Origin of the sequence: Leucobacter celer subsp. astrifaciens (assembly GCF_001273835.1) — a bacterium.
Lineage (GTDB): Bacteria > Actinomycetota > Actinomycetes > Actinomycetales > Microbacteriaceae > Leucobacter > Leucobacter celer.
The window spans coordinates 169786-187832 of record NZ_JHEI01000136.1; the positions used below are offsets into that span (position 1 = coordinate 169786).

The following is an 18047-nucleotide window of genomic DNA, read 5'->3' on the forward strand; positions in this document are numbered from 1 at the left end:
CGGCCCGGGATCCTCTGCGAAGGGGATCCCGGGCCTTTTGCTGCTTCTGCCATTGCCTATGGGCCCCATATGCTTCTCTGTGGGAGGGCATTCCCTCGACTGGTGCTGGTGCGGTGCGAACGGGGTCTGAGTGATGGATCAGGGATCGGCGGGTGCGGGTTCGGGCGGCGTGAGCGGATTGCCGCCGGAGCTGACGGCTGAGCAGCTGGCCCGGCTGGCCGCGGAGCGACCCGATCTGTGGCCCGCGATCGCGGCGCATCCCAACGGCTACGAGGACCTGCGTCGGTGGATCGAGGAGCGGTGGATCGAGGAGCGGCGGATCGAGGAGCAATCCCGACCGCAGCTGCCGGCTCCGCCCGTGGCTCCCGCCGCGTACCAGGATCGGGTCGCGCCGCCGAGTGCGGTGCCGCGCCGCCGGGGGATCGCGGTTCTGGCCTCGGTGGTGGCCGGCCTGCTGGTGCTCGGGGGAACCGGTACTGCCCTCGCGCTGACGAAGACGTGGCCGTTCAACGCCGAGGGGCCGCTGGCGGGTGTCAGCGGCGGTGCCGGGGACGGGCCCGAGGCGACCGCCGCGGCGCAGGAGGAAGGACCCCTCACCTTCGCCGACGGCGTCGAGGAGAAGTGGACGGTCACCGGCTCCGATCTCGGAGACGGCGCTTCGCTCCTCGGGCATCTGCCGCGGATGATGGGTCCGATCAACGAGGCGAACCGGAGCGACCAGCCGATCCAGCTCCAGTCCGGGGTGCTGATGCACTACCGGCCCACCGACGAGGGCGGCGATGTGCCCGCGAGCTGGGCGCTTCTCGATGCGGAGACCGGTTCGCCGGTGTGGGCCGAGGCGGGGTGGGGGTATCCGAGCTCGTGCGCCGCGAATGAGCGGCGGACCGAGGTCGTCTGCAGCACCTCCTTCGTCTCCGGCGCGAAGCTCATCGGCTTCGATGAGGACGGCATCCGATTCAACCTCGACTCGGAGCTGGGCGCCGTGCAGTACTCCGGCGACGGGGTGCGGGTGTTGAGCGAGAACGCCGTCGAGGAGTTCTCCGCGGACGGGGTCGCCGGGGGGTCCCGTCCGATCGACGGGGTCTCGGCCGGAACCGTCGGGAATGCGAGAACGCCTGAGTGCGTGTGGCTCTACGCCGGCGGGACGGTGTCGTATGCGGGGTCCGGCTGCGACGCGCCCGCGGACGAGGTCATCACCGATGCCGAATCCTTCAACTGGAGTGTGGTCGGCGGGCGGGATCCGGTGCTGCTCATCGATGAGGGAGCGACGCTCAGCGCGTTCGACGGTGTCACGCGCGACCCTCTGTGGGAGGTCGACGGGGGACTCGCGGGCTCGTACCAGGACCCGCAGATCGTGGAGCGGGAAGGCGAGGACGGAGTGCTGGTCGCCCGAGCCGATGGTCAGAACCATCGGTACTCGATCATCGGGCTCAGGACCGGAGCGCCCGTGGACGTCGATCACGCGGGCGATCACCCGGTGGCCGTCGTCGCGGCGAACGAGGTGCTCGTGTTCGACGGCGATCGTGCCGGCGACGGCACGCGGAACTCCGTGTCCAGGGTCACGGTCTTCGACGGGACGTCCGGTGAGGAACTCCACTCGGGCGGATTCCCCGCGATCGAGAACGTCGTGGAGATCACCGGTGGACCGCTCGGCGTGCTGCTCGGGCACCCGATGTGCAACGGGTGCTCGACCGCGGAGGGATCGCATGTCATCGACAGCTACACCTTCCTGGGTCCGGCCTCGAACGGTTCGGGATCCAGCGGCACCGTGCCGGCGAGCGTGAATGTGCCCGAGTCGATCCCGTACGCCTGCCCGGCCGACACGATCCTGCTGGCCTGGGCCGAGCTCGCGGACGGGTGGGTGCTGGTGTGCGGCGTCAGCGTGACCGAGCCGTCGTTCGTGGTGTACCGGGGCGCCGGGACGGCGGAGCCGGTCTTCTCACGGGGATCCTCATCGCCGACATCGGACACCGCGCGCGCCGCGGTGCGGTGGGACGCGGGCCTCAAGCGGTACACGGCCGATCTCGAGGGCGGCGAGACGTTCACCCTCGACTACGACATCGGGTCGATGATCGTGCGCGATGCGGAGGGGAGGAAGACGCTGGAGCAGCAACGCGCTGTTCGGTACATCTTCGTGCCGTTGGGCGAGCAGGTGCGCACGGTGAAGGAGTCCGCGGCCCAGGAGGGCGCCTTCCAGGTGCAGGCGCCCGGTGACTCGGCCGAGGATCAGGTGCGCTACATGCTGCAGGTGCTGGAGAAGGCGTACGCGGGCCGGGCGATGGTCAAGGAGGCGGTGCCGCAGCTGAGGTCGTGCTCGTATCCGGCCGGCGGGTACGGGGAGCTGATCGCTCAGATGCAGGCGATCCGCGACAACCGTGCGGAGCTGTTGGAGGCGCTGGACGCGATGCCGGTGGATCGGATCCCCGAGGGCCAGGCCCTGCTGGACGACCTGTACGAGGCGATCCACTACTCGCACGAGGCGAATCTGGAGTACGTGGTCTGGGCCGAGCAGGCGAACGCGAAGGGGTGCGCGGCGCTGTCGGCGTCGGGCAGAGCCGCGGCGGAGGCGTCCGACCCGCCGAAGGAGCGGTTCGCCGCTCGATGGAATCGGGTGATCGCCCCGAAGTACGGCGTGCGCACCTTCGACGGCTGGTACATCTGAGCGGCTTGCGCGACCTACGGCGCGGCGGGGTGAACCGCCGCTGACGGCTCTGCCCACCACAGCGCGGTCTCGCCGTAGCGCTTCTCGCGCAGCAGGGCGAGGCCGTCGGGCCAGGTCGGCTCGGGGGATCGGCCGCTGCGCTCCACCAGTACCACGCCGTCGGCGGCGACGAGCGGGACGAGGGCTGCGAGGTTGGCGGTGAGCTCGGTCTCCCCGAGGTCGTAGGGCGGGTCGAGCAGCACCGCGTCCCAGAGCGGTTCGCGATCCCGGAGCCCCGAACGCACCCCGTCGAGGTAGCTCTGCACCGACTGCCGCACCACCTCGATGCGGGGCGCCGACCCCGCGCTCGATCCGGCCTGCGCGAAGGCCCCGAGCACCGTGCGCGCGTTGCGGCCCGCCACCTGCGCGGCACCCGGGTTCTTCTCCACGAGCACCACCTCGGAGGCCCCGCGGCTCGCGGCCTCGAGCCCCAGCGCACCCGACCCGGCATAGAGGTCGAGCACGCGGCAGCCCTCGGTCAGGCCCCACGACGCGAGCGCGGAGAAGATCGCCTCGCGCACCCGGTCGCTCGTGGGGCGGGTGCCCGACTTCGGCACTTCGAGGCGCAGGGATCCGGCGATCCCGGAGATTACTCTGGTCACCCCACGAGGGTAGCGCGCCTGGCGCCCTCGGGTGCGCGGGTGTCCGAGGCCGCCGCTACGCTGGAGGCATGACCCGCGCGACCCTCGACACCCCGCTCGACGGGGTCGTGGGCGCGCGCACGGCGAAGCCGCTGGAGCGGGCGTTCGAGATGCGCACCGTGGGCGACCTCCTGCTCCACTTCCCGCGCCGGTACTCCCGCAGGGGTGAGCTGACCCCGCTGCGCGGCCTGCCGCTCGCCGAGCAGATCACCGTGGTGGCGCAGGTGCTCGACGTGCGCGAGCGGCGCATGCAGCGCCGCAACGGCAGTCTGCTCGAGGCGCGCATCACCGACGGCACCGGCACGCTCACGCTCACGTTCTTCAACCAGCAGTGGCGCGTGCGCGACCTCGTCCCGGGCCGGCGGGGCATCTTCGCGGGCAAGGTGAGCGAGTACCGCGGGCAGCTGCAGCTGCAGCACCCGGAGTACGAACTGTTCGAGAACCGCGACGAGGCGCCGGGCGGCGAGCAGCTCGACGAGGCCGCGGCGAAGGCTTGGGCCGAAACGCCCGTGCCCATCTACCCGGCGACGGCGCAGATGCCGAGCTGGACGCTGCAGCGGGCTGTCGAACTCGCCCTCGATGCGCTGGAGCCGGTGTCCGATCCGCTGCCGCCCGGCCTGCGCGAGGCCGAGGACGTCATCGAGCTCGGTCGGGCGTTCGAGCTGATCCACCGTCCCCAGCGCGACGCGGACTGGCGCGCGGCGCGGCACAGCATGCTCTTCCGCGAGGCGTTCGAGCTGCAGCTCGCGCTGCTCGAGCGGAGGCGCCGCGCCGGACTCGAAGCGAGCACGCCCCGTCCGCTCGTCACCGGCGAGGAGGCCGCGCGGAGCCCGCTCGCCCGCTTCGACGCGGCGCTGCCCTTCGAACTCACGGGAGACCAGCACCGCGCGGGCGAGACCATCTCGGAGGAGCTCGCGGCACCCCATCCCATGCACAGGCTGCTCCAGGGCGAGGTCGGATCGGGCAAGACCCTCGTCGCGCTCAGGGCCATGCTGCAGGTGGCGGGCAGCGGCGGTCAGAGCGCGCTGCTCGCACCCACGGAGGTGCTCGCCGCGCAGCACTTCCGCTCGATCACCGAGGCGCTCGGCCCCGAACTCGCGGCCGAGCTGAACCCCGTGCTGCTCACGGGGCGCATGCCCGCGAGCGAGCGCAAGCGCGCGCTGCTGTCCCTCGCCTCGGGCACGGCGCGCATCGCGGTGGGCACGCACGCGCTGCTCAGCGAGGGCGTCTCGTTCTACGATCTCGGGTTCATCGTGGTCGACGAGCAGCACCGCTTCGGCGTCGAGCAGCGCGAGGCGCTGCGCCGCAAGGGCGCCCAGCCGCACGTGCTCGCCATGACCGCGACCCCCATCCCGCGCACCGTCGCGCTCACCGCCTTCGGGGATCTCGAGATCCTCACCATCCGGGAGCTGCCCCGGGGGCGGCAGGGCATCGAGACGTTCACGGTGCCGGAGCTCGAGATGCCCAATCGCGCTGCCCGCGTGTGGGCCAGAGCCGCCGAGGATCTCGCAGCGGGCCGGCAGATCTACGTGGTCTGCCCGGCGATCTCGGCGGGCAACGCCGATCCCGAGCTGGAGGAGGACCCCGAGGACCCGGAGGCCGCCGACCGGCCGCTCGCCAACGTCGAGGACACCGTCGCGGAGCTGCGCAGGCGCCCGGAGTTCGAGGGCGTCGAGATCGCCGGTCTCGACGGCGGCATGAGCTCGGCGGACAAGGACCGCGTGATGCGGGCCTTCGCGTCCGGTGAGATCGGGATCCTCGTCGCCACCACCGTCATCGAGGTCGGCGTGAACGTGCCCAACGCCTCGATCATGATCGTGCGCGACGCCGACCGCTTCGGGATCTCCCAGCTGCACCAGCTGCGCGGGCGCGTCGGGCGGGGCGAGCACCCCGGCCTCTGCCTCCTCATGACCACCGCGGAGCAGGGCACGGTGGCGCGCGAACGCATCGAGTCCGTCGCGCGCACCTCCGACGGCTTCGCCCTCGCCGAGATCGATCTCGAGCTGCGCCGCGAGGGCGACATCCTGGGCACCGCGCAGTCGGGCGGTCGATCGACGCTGCGCCTGCTGCGCGTCGTCGAGCACGGCGAGCTCATCGTCCGCGCCCGTGAACTGGCCGCAGACCTGCTCGAACGCGATCCCGAGCTGCGCGAAGCGCCGGGGCTGGCGGCGCTGATCGCCCGGGAGCACGAGGCCGGACACCTCGACAACCTCGCCAAATCGTAGCGGGGAGCCGTCGCGAAGACGGTACCCAGGTACCACCCCGAACAGCACCGGGGGCGGATCCGCCGACCGTCCCGTCCTCCTAGCGTGGAATCATCGCCGAAACCCGGCGAGTGCGAACGCGAGGAGAGACCCATGATCGAGGCACGCGGCCTGAGCAAGCACTACGGACAGAAGGTGGCCGTCGACGATCTCAGCTTCACCATCCGAGCCGGACAGGTGACCGGATTCCTCGGCCCCAACGGCGCGGGCAAGTCGACCACCATGCGTCTCACGGTCGGACTCGACCGACCCACCGCCGGCACCGTCACCGTGAACGGCCACCGTTACCGCGACGCGGCCGCGCCCCTCTCCGAGGTCGGTGCGCTGCTCGACGCGAAGGGCGTGCACCCCGGGCGCAGCGCCCGCAGCCACCTGAGCGCGCTCGCCGCCACCCACGGCATCTCCGACCGCCGGGTGCACGAGGTGCTCGAGCAGACCGGCCTCGCCGCCGTCGCGAACAAGCGCGTGGGCGGCTTCTCACTGGGCATGGGGCAGCGGCTCGGGATCGCGGCCGCGCTGCTCGGGGACCCGCAGGTGCTGATCCTCGACGAGCCCGTCAACGGCCTGGATCCCGACGGGGTGCTCTGGGTGCGCCGATTGCTGCGCCACCTGGCGAGCGAGGGGCGCACGGTGCTGCTCTCCAGCCACCTCATGAGCGAGATGGCGCAGACCGCCGACCACGTGATCGTGCTCGGCCGGGGCCGCGTCGTGGCCGACGCGCCCATCGCCGAGATCCTCACCCGCGGCGGCGGCGACCGGGTCGCGGTGCGCAGCCCCGAGGCCGCACGGCTCGCGGCGGGTCTCCTGAACATCGCCGGCGTCGAACTCGAGCCCGAGGACGACGAGCGCTTCACCGCCAGCGGCATCTCCGCCGCCGAGATCGGACGCGCCGCGGCGCAGCTCGGTATCGAACTGCACGAGCTCAGCCCCGTGTCCTCCAGCCTCGAGGACGCCTACCTCGCGCTCACCCGCGAGCAGGTCGAGTACCAGGCCGCCTGATCCATCGGGCCTCCTGACCTCCGTCATCACCGAACCGACCTTCCAGCAAAGGAACGCACCATGAACTCCACCATCATCATCGACGCGAGCCGCGCGCCCGAACCGGCGTCACCGGCGTCATCCGGCTCCCCGGCCCGCGGCGCTCGCCCGGCCGCGCCGGCCCACCGCCTCACCTTCTCCGGCGTGCTGCGGTCCGAGCGCATCAAGCTGACGTCGCTGCGCAGCATCCGGCTCACGCTGCTCATCACGGTGCTCTTCGGGCTGGGCCTCAGCGCGATGATCGCCCTGCTCTGGAGCCGCGACATCGGCGGCGAGGGCGCCATGATCAGCTCCGATCCGGCGGGCCTGCAGACCTACCTGCTCATCGTCTCGACGTTCACCGCCCCCTTCCTCGCCCTCGTCTTCGGGGTGCTCGGGGTGTTCGCGATCTCGAGCGAGTACTCGAGCGGCATGATCCTATCCACGCTCACGGCGGTGCCGCGGCGTTCGCCCGTCTTCGCGGCGAAGGCGCTCGTCACGGCCGGGATCGCCGCGGCCACGGCCCTGATCCTGGTGCTCGGCGGTCTCGGGATCGCGGTGGCCTTCTTGCCCGAAGCCGCCGCGCAGATCGTGTCGACCGCGGTGATCTCGGGCGCACTCGGCACGGTGGCCTACCTCGTGCTGATCGCGCTGCTCGCCTTCGGCATCGCGGGCCTGCTGCGCTCGACCGCCGGCGGCATCGCGGTGGTCGCCGGCCTCACCTTCGTGCTGCCGATCGCGTTCCAGCTGCTCACGCTCACCGGGTGGGAGTGGGTGCCCACCGTCTCGGCCTACCTGCCCGCCGAGCTCGGCAGCACGCTCTCGCAGGGCGTCTCGGAGTCGACGCTCGCCGAGGCCGCGACGATCGAGGGCGCTGCCGCCCCCGCCGGCCCGGACTACTGGCTCGCACTCGTCTCGATGGTCGGCTGGTCCGCGATCGCGGTCGCGCCCGCGGCGCTCGCCTTCCAGCGACGCGACGCGCGCTGAGCCGGGTGCGGCTGAGCCGGTCGTCACGGGTGCGAGGATAGGGTGAGAGGGTGACCCAGGAGCAGCCGAACGAGGGGGAGGTGCGCCTCCCGCGCCCGCCGGGTATGCTCCGGCGGGCGCTCGCCGCGCACCCCCTCGCGGTCGACGTCTTCATCGTCGTCTGGTACTTCATCGGCTGCCTCCTCGGCCTGTTCATCGACCTCGTCGGTGCGGCCGCGCCGCTCGACGGCGAGGGCCCCTGGTTCGCGGTTCCCGCCTATCTGGAGTGGCCGCTGTGGCCGGTCGCGGTGCTGCGCATCCTCGCCGTTGCGGCCGCGCTGCTCTTCCGCCGCAGATATCCGCTCGCCGGCCTGATCGTCACGGTGCTCGCGACGTTCGGCGACCAGCACGCGCTCGGCCTCGCCACCGGGGTGGCGCTGCTGTTCATGCTCTACGCGGTACCGGTCTACCGCAGCGCCGCTGCAGGCTGGCTGGGGTTCGGGATCGCGCTGGGTGCGAGCCTGCTGGCCTACGGCCTGGAGTCGCTCGCGGGGGCGGGGACCGGGGGCGATTCCGCACCCGGCAGCGTGCTGTTCGCCGAGACCGGCCGGGCCGGCAGCGTCGGCGAGTTCCTGGCGATGAGCATCATGACCGCGATCTGGTATCTCGCGATCGTGATGCTCGGCATCAACCTGGGCAACCGGCGCCGCTACCTGCAGGCGATCATCGACCGGGCCCACCAGCTGGCGCGGGAGCGGGATCAGCTGGCGCGGCTCGCGGTGGCCGAGGAGCGATCCCGGATCGCCCGGGAGATGCACGACATCGTCGCGCACTCGGTCTCGGTGATGATCGCGCTCTCGGAGGGGGCGGCGCGCGTCACCTCGGTGGCTCCCGACGACGCCGCGGACGCGATGCGCCGCAGCGCCGAGACCGGCCGTACGGCGCTCGCCGAGATGCGCCGGATGCTGGGAGCGCTGCACTCGCCGGACGGGCAGGCCGACCTCGTGCCGCAGCCGGGGGTGCAGGATCTGCCCGAGCTGGTGCGGGGCTTCGTCGACGCGGGGCTCGCGGTGTCGCTCGAGGTGTCGGGCGATGCGACCGGCGACCGCGGGCAGGATCTGGCCGTCTACCGCGTCGTGCAGGAGGGGCTCACCAATGTGCTGCGGTACGCGGGAACGGGCGCTCGCGCCAAGGTCACGGTCATGCGCCAGTCCGATCGCACGGTCGTGCAGGTGCGCGACTACGGCAGCCCGCCCGGCGCCCCGGCTCCCGTCGCCGGCATCGGATCGGGCCGGGGGCTCGCCGGACTGGCGGAGCGAGCCAGGGTGTTCGGCGGCAGCATCGAGTCGGGCCCGGTGGATCCCTCCGCCGGCGGCGGCTGGAGGTTGTGGGCGGTGCTCCCCGTGAGCGCCGACGCGCGCGAGACGAACGAACCGAGGACAGAGAGCGAGGATCGCCGATGAGCGATGAGCAGATCAGGGTGATGCTGGTCGACGACCAGGAGCTGATCCGCACCGGGTTCCGGCTGGTGCTGCTCGGCGAACCGGGGATCGACGTGGTCGCGGAGGCCTCGGACGGAGAGACGGCGCTGGCGGAGCTCGCCCGCCTCCGGGAGGCGGAATCCGGCTGCGACGTCGCGCTCATGGACGTGCGCATGCCCGGCATGAACGGGATCGACGCGACGGCGCGCATCGTGGCCGACTTCCCCGAGACGCGTGTCGTCGTGCTGACCACCTTCGACCTCGACGAGTACGCCACGGGCGCGATCCGGGCGGGCGCGAGCGGCTTCCTGCTCAAGGACGCCAGACCCACCGAGCTCGTCGACGCCATCCGGCGCGTGTCCGCCGGCGATGCCACCATGGCGCCGAGCGTGACGAGGCGGCTGCTCGAGCAGATCAAGGCCGGGGGAGCGCCGGGGATCGGGGCGGCCGCGGCTGCCGATCCCGCGCCCGATGAGGTGCTGGGGGCGCTCACGGAGCGCGAGCTCGACGTGCTGCGGCTCATCGCGGAGGGCAGGAACAACGCCGAGATCAGCGCGGAGCTCTTCCTCTCGGAGTCGACCGTGAAGACGCACGTGGGCCGGGTGCTGGCCAAGCTGCAGCTGCGGGATCGGGTGCACGCGGTGATCTTCGCCAAGCGGCACGGGTTGTAGGCTAGAACCATGACCAAGATCGCCGTTGTTCCCGGATCCTTCGATCCGGTCACCCTGGGGCACCTCGACGTCATCCGTCGGGCGGCGGGTGTCTTCGACCAGCTGCACGTCCTCGTCGTCCACAACCCCGGCAAAGACGCGATGCTGCCCATCAGCGAGCGCGTCGGTCTGATCCAGAAGTCGATCGACGAGGATCCGGACATGCCGGACAACATCCTCGTCGCCTCCTGGTCGGTCGGTCTGCTGGTCGACTACTGCACGGAGGTGGGCGCCTCGGTGCTGGTCAAGGGCATCCGCTCGCAGATCGACGTGGCGTACGAGACCCCGATGGTGCTCATGAACCGCAGCCTGGCGAACGTCGAGACGGTGTTCATGCTGCCGGATCCCGCGCACGCCCACGTCTCCAGCACGCTGGTGCGGCAGGTGGCGTCGCTCGGCGGCGACGTGAGCCAGTACGTGCCCCCTGCCGTCGGCCGTTTCCTCGACAAGACGAGGCCAGCCTGATGCCGGGCGCGCGCGTATTCCAGGAGAGCGTTCGCGACCTGCTGCACCGCCCGGGCGAGATGCGGGAGCGCTCGCACGAGGTTCACGCACCCGAGAAGCTGGGAGAGGGCCTCGCCTGGGTGCCCGAGGGCGAGCCCATCGATCTCGACGTGCGCCTCGAGTCGGTGCACGAGGGGGTTCTCGTCACCGCCGAGGTGCGCACGACCGTGCACGCGGAGTGCGGCCGCTGCCTGAAAGTCTTCACCACGCCGTTTCAAGTCGAGTTTCAGGAGCTTTTCGCGTATACTCCTACGGAGGCCGACGAGTACGGGGTTCACGGTGATCACGTGGATCTTGAACCCCCGCTCCGAGACGCGGTAGTGCTTGCACTGCCGTTTCAGCCTGTGTGTCGCCCGGACTGTCCGGGACTCGATCCCGAGTCCGGTGAGCTGCGCGAGGCCGAGGCTGCGGTGGTGCCCGGCGCGGAGATCGATCCGCGGTGGGCGGCGCTGGCCGGTTTCGAGGCGAGCAGCGCCGAGAACGTTACGGCAGAGGCTGAAGAAGAACCTGGCTCGGGTGAGACTCCCGGGTCCGTAAGCAAGTAGGAAAGAGAGCATCATGGCTGTTCCCAAGCGCAAGATGTCGCGTTCGAACACCCGTCACCGTCGTTCGGCGTGGAAGGCCGAGGCACCCAAGCTGGTGAAGACCGTCGAGAACGGCCGCACCGTCTACAGCCTCCCGCACCGCGCTCGCGTGGTCGAGGATTCGCAGGGCAACGCCCTCTTCCTCGAGTACAAGGGCCGCAAGGTCGCCGACGCGTAAGTTGGCATCGAACTCTCGAGAGCCGTCGGGAACGCCGCAGGGCGACCCCGGCGGCTTTCTCGTGCCCTTCGGGCTGTCCGTGGATCCCGAGCTGCTGCAGCTCGCGCTCACGCACCGTTCCTGGGCCTATGAGCACGGGGCCGCGCCTCACAACGAGCGCCTCGAATTCCTCGGGGACTCGATCCTGGGCCAGGCCGTCACGGTCAAGCTCTACCGGGACTATCCGGAGCTGAGCGAGGGCGAACTCGCGAAGCGCCGCGCGGCGCTCGTGTCGACCGTCGCGCTCGCCGAGGTGGCGCGAGGGCTCGGGATCGGCAGCTCGCTGCGCCTCGGCAGAGGCGAGGAGCTCACCGGCGGCCGCGACAAGGACTCCATCCTGGCCGACGCGGTCGAGGCGATCATCGGGGCCGCCTTCCTGTCGACCGACCTCGATGTCGCCGACCGGTTCGTGCTCGACCTGATCGCGCCGCTGCTCGCCGATCCCGAGCGCTTCACGGTGTCGCTCGACCCGAAGACCTCCCTGCAGAAGGAGGCGGCGCGGCGCGGCCGGCCGCACCCGCCCTACGAGACGACGGGCAGCGGCCCCGATCACGACCGCCGCTACACCTCGCGGGTCACCCTCGCCGGGGTGACCGGCGTCGGCACCGGCACCAGCAAGAAGGTGGCCGAGCTGGCCGCCGCGCGCGACGCGGTCGAGCAGCTGCGGGCCCGCGGCGAGGAGTAGGCGCAGTGCCCGAACTGCCCGAGGTCGAGGTGGTGCGCGCGGGTCTCGCTCCCGCCGTCACCGGCGCGCGGGTGATCGGCGCCGAGGTGCGGGACCCTCGCGCCCTCAAGCGGCATCTGCCGCTGGGGCTCGACGGGCTGCCCGGCGACGACGGACTCGGCGGTCACGGCGTCACCCTGACGGCCGCGGCGGGCGCCGCGCGGGCGGCCGATTTCGAGCGGCGCGTGACGGGCCTGCGGCTCGCCGGCCCCGAGCGGCGCGGCAAGTTCCTGTGGATCCCGGTGCTCCCACCGGTCGATCGGAGCGCAGTGGAGCCGGCACCCGGAACCGCATCCTCCCAGGCGCTCCTCGCGCACCTCGGCATGAGCGGCCAGCTGCTGCTGCGATCGCTCGAGGCCCCGGACGACCGGCACGTGCGCATCCGGCTCTGGATCGAGCATCCTGTCCACGGCGAGTTGCGGCTCGACTTCGCGGATCAGCGGCTCTTCGGATCCCTCGCGCTCGACGCGCTCGCACCGGCTGCCGGTGGAGGGGCCATTCCCGGTCAGGCGGCGCATATCGCCCGCGACCCGCTCGATCCCGGCTTCGACGATCTCGGCTTCGCGGCTGCGCTGCGCTCGCGCACCTCGGGGGTCAAGAAGCTGCTGCTCGATCAGGGGCTCGTGAGCGGCGTCGGCAACATCTACGCCGACGAGGCGCTGTGGCGGGCGCGGCTCCACCCCGAGACCCCGGGGCGCGCGCTCGGGCCGCGTCAGGCGCGCGAGCTGCTCCAGCGCCTGCGCGAGGTCTTCGCGCAGGCGCTTGCGGAGGGCGGCACGAGCTTCGACGAGCAGTACGTCAACGTCAACGGGCAGGCGGGGTACTTCGCCCACTCGCTCAACGCCTACGGTCGCACCGGGCAGCCGTGCCCGCGCTGCGGCACGCCGATCCGGCGCATCGTCATCGGCGGGCGCTCGTCGCACTTCTGCCCGCGGTGCCAGCGCAAGCGCGCGTAACGCTGGAAGAGCCTCCTGGACAAGCGCGTCGCGCAAGTCGGTAGGCTGCGAGTATGGACCCATTGCCCTCGCCGACGCATTCCGAGCGCAGCGGCCCGAGGGCCGCGTTCTGGTCATGCGCAGGCGCTGGGACCCTGGCGATGACCATCGCTTGGTGCTGGTTCGGTCTCGCGGTCTACGAGGAATACTCGGAGCAGGGAAAAGCGCTGGCAGCGGGCACCACAATGGATGGCTTCGCGGCGGTCTTCGGCGGAGTTCCCCTCGTGCTCGCACACGTGATCGGGCTGGTACTGCTCCTCATCCTGGGGTGGTCTGGCTGGCGAGCCAGCGGCATCGTCCTTGGAGCTGTCGCGGTTTCCGTTGCAAGTCTCATCGGCCTGGGCATCGCTCAGATCCTGTTCGAGGGTCGGGTCTTCGGAGTCGAGGAGCTCTTCGTCCCATAGGTGGTGCACCCGCGGCCCGCACCGCTTGCGACGTCAGCAGGTGCGATCATCACCAATAGGATTCGTAGCCAACCAGGCAGACTCAGGATGGATCAGTGTGTGTAGCTGCAGTTTCGAGGTGCAGCGGTCGGCGGCCTCGCCGCGGTGCCGGTGGCGACGGTGACGACGCCCGGATCCACCGTCATCGACTTCCTCGACATACTGAGAAGGTTCTCCACGGCAAGAGTCACCCGAAGTTCAGGACGACAGCGTCGAAGTCGATTCTGTCGCTGCCCGACCAGAACCGAATCGGATACGCCCAGTCTCTCTTGTTGCGCTCTCGAGGCCGGCGTGCGTTCGCGTCCTCCCAGCGGACCCATTCGTGTGCGTAGCTCGGGTGGCCGTCGATCGCGAGAATTCCTGCGCAACCGAGCTGTTCGAGAACGCGCATGCGTTCGTACTTGTCGCTCTTGAATTGTCCGACGAGGGAGGCGTTGAGCTGGGTGAGCTGGGCATCGGCAGGAAGCTTCGAGATCGCGTCGAGGACTCGATCGAGTGCGGCCCGAGACGGCACAGCCGGAAGGGAAGCCGCGCGAATCCGATGCTCGGAGCCCTCCAGGTCGGCAGCGGCCCAGTCGACCGTCGCGACCAGATAGCGGTAGCCCTCATCGGCGAGGCGTTCTTCGGAAATGCCGGGCACCTCAGCGGACAACCCGCATACCGCGCATCCGCTGGGGTGAAAGAGCGTCGAAGGCTCGAACGGGTGCTCGGCGAGATGCCTGAGGAGCGACAGGGCTCCCCAGGCGCTCCTCAATGAATGATCGCGGGTGTCGAGACTGTGCACCCACGCGCGAGCCAACAGCTCCGCATCTGCGGCGTGCACGAGGCCGACTGTATGCGCGATGAAATCGTCGTGATGCATGCGGAAAGAGTATCGGTCGCATTTTGAGCGGATGCACTCGCTCAACGCCTACGGCCGCACCGGGCGACCGTGCCCGCGCTCGTCGCGCCTCTGCCCGAGGTGCCGGCGGCGACGGTGACGGTGACGGCTGGGGGGCTAGAATTCGAGTACGCTCGTCGAGCGATCTCCTGCGATCCAGACGCCGGCTGCTATCCGGCCGGGTTCCAGAAGCGTGAGCGACTCGAGGTCGCCGTTGTCTCCGAACTCGACGGGGAATGAGAGCCGCTCGGGGTTTCCCAGGTGGCCGTCTGCCAGTACGAGGGCGTCCTCCATCGCGTACAGCGCGATACGTGCTTCATCGATCCAGCACGCGGCGATTCCGATACCGAGATCTGTGCCCAGATCCGCCGCAGAGAGGCGTCCGATCTCATCCAGGGACGGCCAGGATAGGACGCGCGCCGACTCGGGGTCATCCGGGTACGGGGTCACCAGGAGACGGCTGCCAGACGGATCGAACCCCGCGATGACTGGATCTTCACCCCTGAGGATCTCTTCTGCCTGCAGTGAACCGCCATCGATCTGCACGCGTTGGACGACGCATCCGTCCTGTCCCATCGGGAACTCGATGGTGACGACCGGCTCCGACGGGTGGGGTGTGATGAAGGCTGTGGCGTCCCAGGCATCCACGATGAATTCATCAAGAATCTCACCGGTATCCGGTGCGATGAGAAGGACGCGGTGGGAGTCCTCAGCTGGTGCGGTAGCGATGACGAAGCCGTCGACGAATGCTGCCGCATCACAGCTCAGGTGTGCGATCGTTACGTCCTGCTCGGCGATGATGCGGAGATCTGCGTCGTCGCAGAGGACCAGGTGCTCGATGCCGCGCGCTGCCAAGACTCTCGCTGCCTCGACTTCGCGGACTGAAATCACTTCGAGTCGACTGTTCAACAGACGGATGACTCCTTCTCGAAACTCGACGAACTGAGAGGGGTTCTCGGCGGTTCCGGCCGGAACGAGCGACATCTGACGACCGATTGTGTTGACAATTGCGGGCGGCGAGATCATGGCTAGATTCTACGACCAGCTGGTGATGATCACGAGGGGACTGTGGATGGATCTGGCCGGGCATCCGTCCGGGATCAACGTCACAAGCTGCGATAGAGACGAGGCGAGGCGAGGCGCTTCCCCCGCCCTCGTCATCGTGCGCGAGCCCGCGGCTCGCGGGATCCACCCCAGGGTGCTATTCCCTTTTGGATTCAGGGTCAGTAGGGTCGAGACACAATCGTGGACAAGGGAGTTTGAACGATGAAGAAGCCCACCGTGGTCATGTTCGGCGTCGGGGCGATGGGCAGCATCATCGCGCGCATGCTGCTCGAACGAGATGCAGAAATCGTCGGCGCGGTCGCCCGGAGCACCGTTGGGAAGACGCTCGGCGAGGTCTCGTCCCTGGAAGGCGACGCCGCCCAGGTGGCGGTCGAAGCGGACATCGCCGAGGTGCTCGCACGCACGAAGCCCGATCTGGTCGTGATGACGATCGCGAGCTATATGGATGACGTGAAGGAGCCGGTGCTCACCTGCCTGCGGCACGGTGCGAATGTCATCTCGCTCGCCGAGGAGAACCTCTATTCCTGGCACACGAGCCCTGAGGACACCGCCGAGATCGATCGGGTCGCTCGCGAGAACGGGGTCACCTACACGTGCTCGGGCCACCAGGACGGCTACTGGGTGCAACTGGTCGCGACGCTCATGGGCACTGCCCACCGCATCGACGAGGTGCACGGCAAGGCGTCGTGGAATGTCGATGACTTCGGCCCCGAACTCGCGCGCGACCAGCAGGTGGGTGATACCGCTGAAGAGTTCGCGGCCTGGCTCGGCACCGCGAAGCGGCCGCCCACGTTCGGTCGCAACAGTCTGCACGCCGTTGCAGCGGCGAGCGGGCTGACGGTCGAGAACTCCACGACCGAGACCGAGCCCGTGTTCGCCACCGAGGACATGCACTGCGCCGCACTCGACGCCACGGTGCCGGCCGGGCGGGTGATCGGGTTCACCGACATCGATGTCGTGACGACGAAGGAGGGTCCGCGGCTCGTCCTGGAGATGACCGGAAAGGTCTACTCCCCGGGCGAGGCCGACAGCAACTCCTGGGTGCTGGCCGGTGAGCCCACGCTCGATCTCGAGAATCAGGTGCTGCCGACCCACCTCACGACCTGTGCGACTCTCGTGAACCGCGTGCCTCAGGTGCTGAACGCCGAGCCGGGCTACGTGTCCGTGGCGGAACTGCCGAGGCTGCAGTACATCGGAGGGCCGATCGCGAGCCACCTCTCCTGAGCTCGCGCGCCCCTCACGATCGGCAACTGCTCAATCGTGCTCTCCTCGCACCGGCAGATTGCGGCCCTGCGCGCACGCTTCAGGCCGGGCGACGCCGGATCGCACGACATCGTCTGCATATCCCGGGCTGGTATGGGGCCGGACTCGACCGGGTGCATTCTCGGGGGATCGGAGCTCGAGACGGCGCCCCCGTCCACCTGGTCGCCGTGAGCGCTTCGGAGGACGCGACGGTGATCCTGCTCCCGCGCAGACCCCTGGACGACGCTCCTCTTCGAGGCGCACCTGGCCCTCTACCTGGCTGATGAGGCGGGGATCGAATCCATCGATGATCCCTTCAGGCAGTACGAATACGTTCAGGATCTCGAGTGCATACCCGAGCGACTTCTTCTCCACTCAGGTCTGGGCGGCTGACGATCCGATCGCCGGACGCCTGAGGCGCAGCTCAGAGCTCGGCAGGGCCTCCTGCCGACCCGGGACCCTCCGGCAGCAGAGACTGCCCGATGGGGTCGGGGTTCATCGCGATCTCCCATCGGTAGCCGTCGGGGTCGGCGAAGTACCCGCTGTAGCCTCCCCACTCCCGCTGCCGCGCCGGGTCGACGCGGGCCCCGCAGCGCTGCGCAAGCGCGAGGACCTCGTCGACCGCTTCGGGGCTCGCGACGTTGTGCGCGAGAGTGATCGGGGGAACGCCGTCGCCGCGCGCGATCGGCCCGACCTCCGCCTCGAACTCGGTCGAGACCCACAGGCTGAGCACCAGTCGAGCGCCCGTGCGAATCATCAGCACCTCGCCGGGTACATGCAGCTCCGCTTGCCAGCCCAGACCGCCGATGTAGAACTCGTGCGAACGCGACAGGTCGCGCACTGCAAGGGTGATGAAACTGATCCGCCGCTCCATCGCGTCACCGCCTTCGTCGTGCGGCGAGCCTATCAAGCGGGTGGGGCTGAAGCCGCGGTGAGGGGCGGCAGATCGCGCGGACCGGAGCACCGGGGAGTCTTCTCTGGCACACTGATGGCATGAACATCGTTGTTCGGCCGGCGACGGTCTTCGAGGACGTCGCGGTACTCGTCGGCCCCAAGAAGCCCACATCGAACGTGTGCTTCTGCCTGAGCTACCGCATCGGCAGTCGAGAAAACAACGCGCTCCGCGGCCTCGAACGAGCGGAGCGGGTGAGAGAGCTGTGCGCGCAGGATCCGCCTCCCGGCGTTGTCGCCTATCTCGACGGCGAGCCGGTGGGATGGGCGGCGGTGCACCCGAAGGCACAGACCAGTTTCGCGAGGAGTCGCGTGATCCCGCACGTCGATGACCTCGACGTCTGGTCGCTGTGGTGTTTCCGGGTGCGCCCCGGGTACCGGAAGCAGGGCATCATGCACGCGCTGATCGAGGGCGCTGTGGAGCACGCGCGGCGCTCCGGCGCCCCCGCGATCGAGGGGTATCCCGTCGACAACGAGGGGGAGCGCATCAACCAGACCATGGCGTACGTCGGCACCCGTCGTCTGTTCGAGAGCGCAGGGTTTGCCAAGGTCGCCGAGAGCCGGTCGATGTTCGACGGTTTTCCGCGCGTGCTCATGAGGCGGGCTCTTCAGTGAGCCGGCGGGGCCGGGGCTGCCTGCTGCAGTCCCGGCCTCGCCCGTCC

Annotated in this window: 18 protein-coding genes; 14 read left to right on the forward strand and 4 right to left on the reverse strand. The window is 69.9% G+C overall.

From position 1 onward, the window contains the following. The first annotated feature begins 133 nt into the window (after positions 1–133). Positions 134–2662, forward strand: a complete 2529-nt coding sequence (locus AMS65_RS08920; RefSeq protein ID WP_053383816.1) for a variant leucine-rich repeat-containing protein — start codon at positions 134–136, stop codon at positions 2660–2662. A gap of 14 nt (positions 2663–2676) precedes the next feature. Here AMS65_RS08920 and AMS65_RS08925 read toward each other — a convergent pair whose 3' ends face one another. Further along, a complete protein-coding gene (locus AMS65_RS08925; protein WP_053383817.1) occupies positions 2677–3303 on the reverse strand; it encodes an RsmD family RNA methyltransferase in 627 nt (208 codons plus the stop codon). Between the two features lie 68 nt (positions 3304–3371). Between AMS65_RS08925 and AMS65_RS08930 the strand changes: the two genes are divergently transcribed. From AMS65_RS08930 to AMS65_RS08980, 11 genes are all read left to right on the forward strand, one after another. Beyond that, positions 3372–5567 carry an ATP-dependent DNA helicase RecG gene (locus tag AMS65_RS08930; RefSeq protein ID WP_053383818.1) on the forward strand — a complete coding sequence of 732 codons (2196 nt, stop codon included), beginning with the start codon at positions 3372–3374 and terminating at the stop codon, positions 5565–5567. A 132-nt stretch (positions 5568–5699) separates the two neighbouring features. Further along, positions 5700–6605 (forward strand): ABC transporter ATP-binding protein, encoded by a 906-nt coding sequence (locus tag AMS65_RS08935; RefSeq protein ID WP_053383819.1) that lies wholly within the window; start codon positions 5700–5702, stop codon positions 6603–6605. Between the two features lie 60 nt (positions 6606–6665). Next, positions 6666–7610, forward strand: coding sequence for an ABC-2 transporter permease (locus AMS65_RS08940; protein WP_053383820.1), 945 nt, complete (start codon positions 6666–6668; stop codon positions 7608–7610). Positions 7611–7660: 50 nt separating this feature from the next. Continuing rightward, on the forward strand, positions 7661–9052 hold the full coding sequence (locus tag AMS65_RS08945) for a sensor histidine kinase (RefSeq protein ID WP_241489394.1): 1392 nt from the start codon (positions 7661–7663) through the stop codon (positions 9050–9052). Then, positions 9049–9741, forward strand: a complete 693-nt coding sequence (locus AMS65_RS08950) for a response regulator (protein ID WP_053383821.1) — start codon at positions 9049–9051, stop codon at positions 9739–9741. The genes AMS65_RS08945 and AMS65_RS08950 overlap by 4 nt, the downstream gene beginning before the upstream one ends. A 9-nt stretch (positions 9742–9750) precedes the next feature. Next, positions 9751–10245 (forward strand): pantetheine-phosphate adenylyltransferase, encoded by a 495-nt coding sequence (coaD, locus tag AMS65_RS08955; RefSeq protein WP_053383822.1) that lies wholly within the window; start codon positions 9751–9753, stop codon positions 10243–10245. Next, complete coding sequence (locus AMS65_RS08960) at positions 10245–10829, forward strand: YceD family protein (RefSeq protein ID WP_053383823.1); 585 nt, start codon at positions 10245–10247, stop codon at positions 10827–10829. The genes coaD and AMS65_RS08960 overlap by 1 nt, the downstream gene beginning before the upstream one ends. Before the next feature lie 13 nt (positions 10830–10842). Next, on the forward strand, positions 10843–11046 hold the full coding sequence (gene rpmF / locus AMS65_RS08965) for a 50S ribosomal protein L32 (RefSeq protein WP_017885009.1): 204 nt from the start codon (positions 10843–10845) through the stop codon (positions 11044–11046). Positions 11047–11107: 61 nt separating this feature from the next. After that, the gene (gene rnc / locus AMS65_RS08970) at positions 11108–11770 is read left to right on the forward strand and encodes a ribonuclease III (protein WP_053384127.1); all 663 of its coding nucleotides are present in this window, start codon (positions 11108–11110) and stop codon (positions 11768–11770) included. Positions 11771–11775: 5 nt separating this feature from the next. Continuing rightward, positions 11776–12765, forward strand: a complete 990-nt coding sequence (mutM, locus tag AMS65_RS08975) for a bifunctional DNA-formamidopyrimidine glycosylase/DNA-(apurinic or apyrimidinic site) lyase (protein ID WP_053383824.1) — start codon at positions 11776–11778, stop codon at positions 12763–12765. 140 nt (positions 12766–12905) lie between these two features. Beyond that, on the forward strand, positions 12906–13208 hold the full coding sequence (locus tag AMS65_RS08980) for a hypothetical protein (protein WP_241489395.1): 303 nt from the start codon (positions 12906–12908) through the stop codon (positions 13206–13208). A gap of 226 nt (positions 13209–13434) precedes the next feature. Here the strand turns inward: AMS65_RS08980 and AMS65_RS08985 are convergent, their stop codons facing one another. Together AMS65_RS08985 and AMS65_RS08990 are read right to left on the reverse strand one after the other, a co-directional pair. After that, a complete protein-coding gene (locus AMS65_RS08985; RefSeq protein WP_157502177.1) occupies positions 13435–14109 on the reverse strand; it encodes a hypothetical protein in 675 nt (224 codons plus the stop codon). A gap of 135 nt (positions 14110–14244) precedes the next feature. Beyond that, on the reverse strand, positions 14245–15153 hold the full coding sequence (locus tag AMS65_RS08990; protein WP_206541982.1) for a hypothetical protein: 909 nt from the start codon (positions 15151–15153) through the stop codon (positions 14245–14247). Positions 15154–15393: 240 nt separating this feature from the next. Here AMS65_RS08990 and AMS65_RS09000 point away from each other — a divergent pair, with 240 nt between their 5' ends. Continuing rightward, positions 15394–16416, forward strand: coding sequence for an NAD(P)H-dependent amine dehydrogenase family protein (locus AMS65_RS09000; RefSeq protein ID WP_053383828.1), 1023 nt, complete (start codon positions 15394–15396; stop codon positions 16414–16416). 442 nt (positions 16417–16858) lie between these two features. Here the strand turns inward: AMS65_RS09000 and AMS65_RS09005 are convergent, their stop codons facing one another. Further along, on the reverse strand, positions 16859–17308 hold the full coding sequence (locus AMS65_RS09005) for a VOC family protein (protein WP_053383829.1): 450 nt from the start codon (positions 17306–17308) through the stop codon (positions 16859–16861). Between the two features lie 119 nt (positions 17309–17427). Here AMS65_RS09005 and AMS65_RS09010 point away from each other — a divergent pair, with 119 nt between their 5' ends. Then, positions 17428–18000, forward strand: coding sequence for a GNAT family N-acetyltransferase (locus AMS65_RS09010; protein ID WP_053383830.1), 573 nt, complete (start codon positions 17428–17430; stop codon positions 17998–18000). Positions 18001–18047 lie beyond the last annotated feature (47 nt).

What these genes read in the sequence shown, in the direction of transcription:
- AMS65_RS08920 (WP_053383816.1), top strand. Translation starts at nt 134, where the DNA reads ATGGATCAGGGATCGGCGGGTGCGGGTTCGGGCGGCGTGAGCGGATTG.
- AMS65_RS08930 (WP_053383818.1), top strand. Translation starts at nt 3,372, where the DNA reads ATGACCCGCGCGACCCTCGACACCCCGCTCGACGGGGTCGTGGGCGCG.
- AMS65_RS08935 (WP_053383819.1), top strand. Translation starts at nt 5,700, where the DNA reads ATGATCGAGGCACGCGGCCTGAGCAAGCACTACGGACAGAAGGTGGCC.
- AMS65_RS08940 (WP_053383820.1), top strand. Translation starts at nt 6,666, where the DNA reads ATGAACTCCACCATCATCATCGACGCGAGCCGCGCGCCCGAACCGGCG.
- AMS65_RS08950 (WP_053383821.1), top strand. Translation starts at nt 9,049, where the DNA reads ATGAGCGATGAGCAGATCAGGGTGATGCTGGTCGACGACCAGGAGCTG.
- coaD (WP_053383822.1), top strand. Translation starts at nt 9,751, where the DNA reads ATGACCAAGATCGCCGTTGTTCCCGGATCCTTCGATCCGGTCACCCTG.
- AMS65_RS08960 (WP_053383823.1), top strand. Translation starts at nt 10,245, where the DNA reads ATGCCGGGCGCGCGCGTATTCCAGGAGAGCGTTCGCGACCTGCTGCAC.
- rpmF (WP_017885009.1), top strand. Translation starts at nt 10,843, where the DNA reads ATGGCTGTTCCCAAGCGCAAGATGTCGCGTTCGAACACCCGTCACCGT.
- AMS65_RS08980 (WP_241489395.1), top strand. Translation starts at nt 12,906, where the DNA reads ATGACCATCGCTTGGTGCTGGTTCGGTCTCGCGGTCTACGAGGAATAC.
- AMS65_RS08985 (WP_157502177.1), bottom strand. Translation starts at nt 14,109, where the DNA reads ATGCATCACGACGATTTCATCGCGCATACAGTCGGCCTCGTGCACGCC.
- AMS65_RS08990 (WP_206541982.1), bottom strand. Translation starts at nt 15,153, where the DNA reads ATGATCTCGCCGCCCGCAATTGTCAACACAATCGGTCGTCAGATGTCG.
- AMS65_RS09000 (WP_053383828.1), top strand. Translation starts at nt 15,394, where the DNA reads ATGAAGAAGCCCACCGTGGTCATGTTCGGCGTCGGGGCGATGGGCAGC.
- AMS65_RS09005 (WP_053383829.1), bottom strand. Translation starts at nt 17,308, where the DNA reads ATGGAGCGGCGGATCAGTTTCATCACCCTTGCAGTGCGCGACCTGTCG.
- AMS65_RS09010 (WP_053383830.1), top strand. Translation starts at nt 17,428, where the DNA reads ATGAACATCGTTGTTCGGCCGGCGACGGTCTTCGAGGACGTCGCGGTA.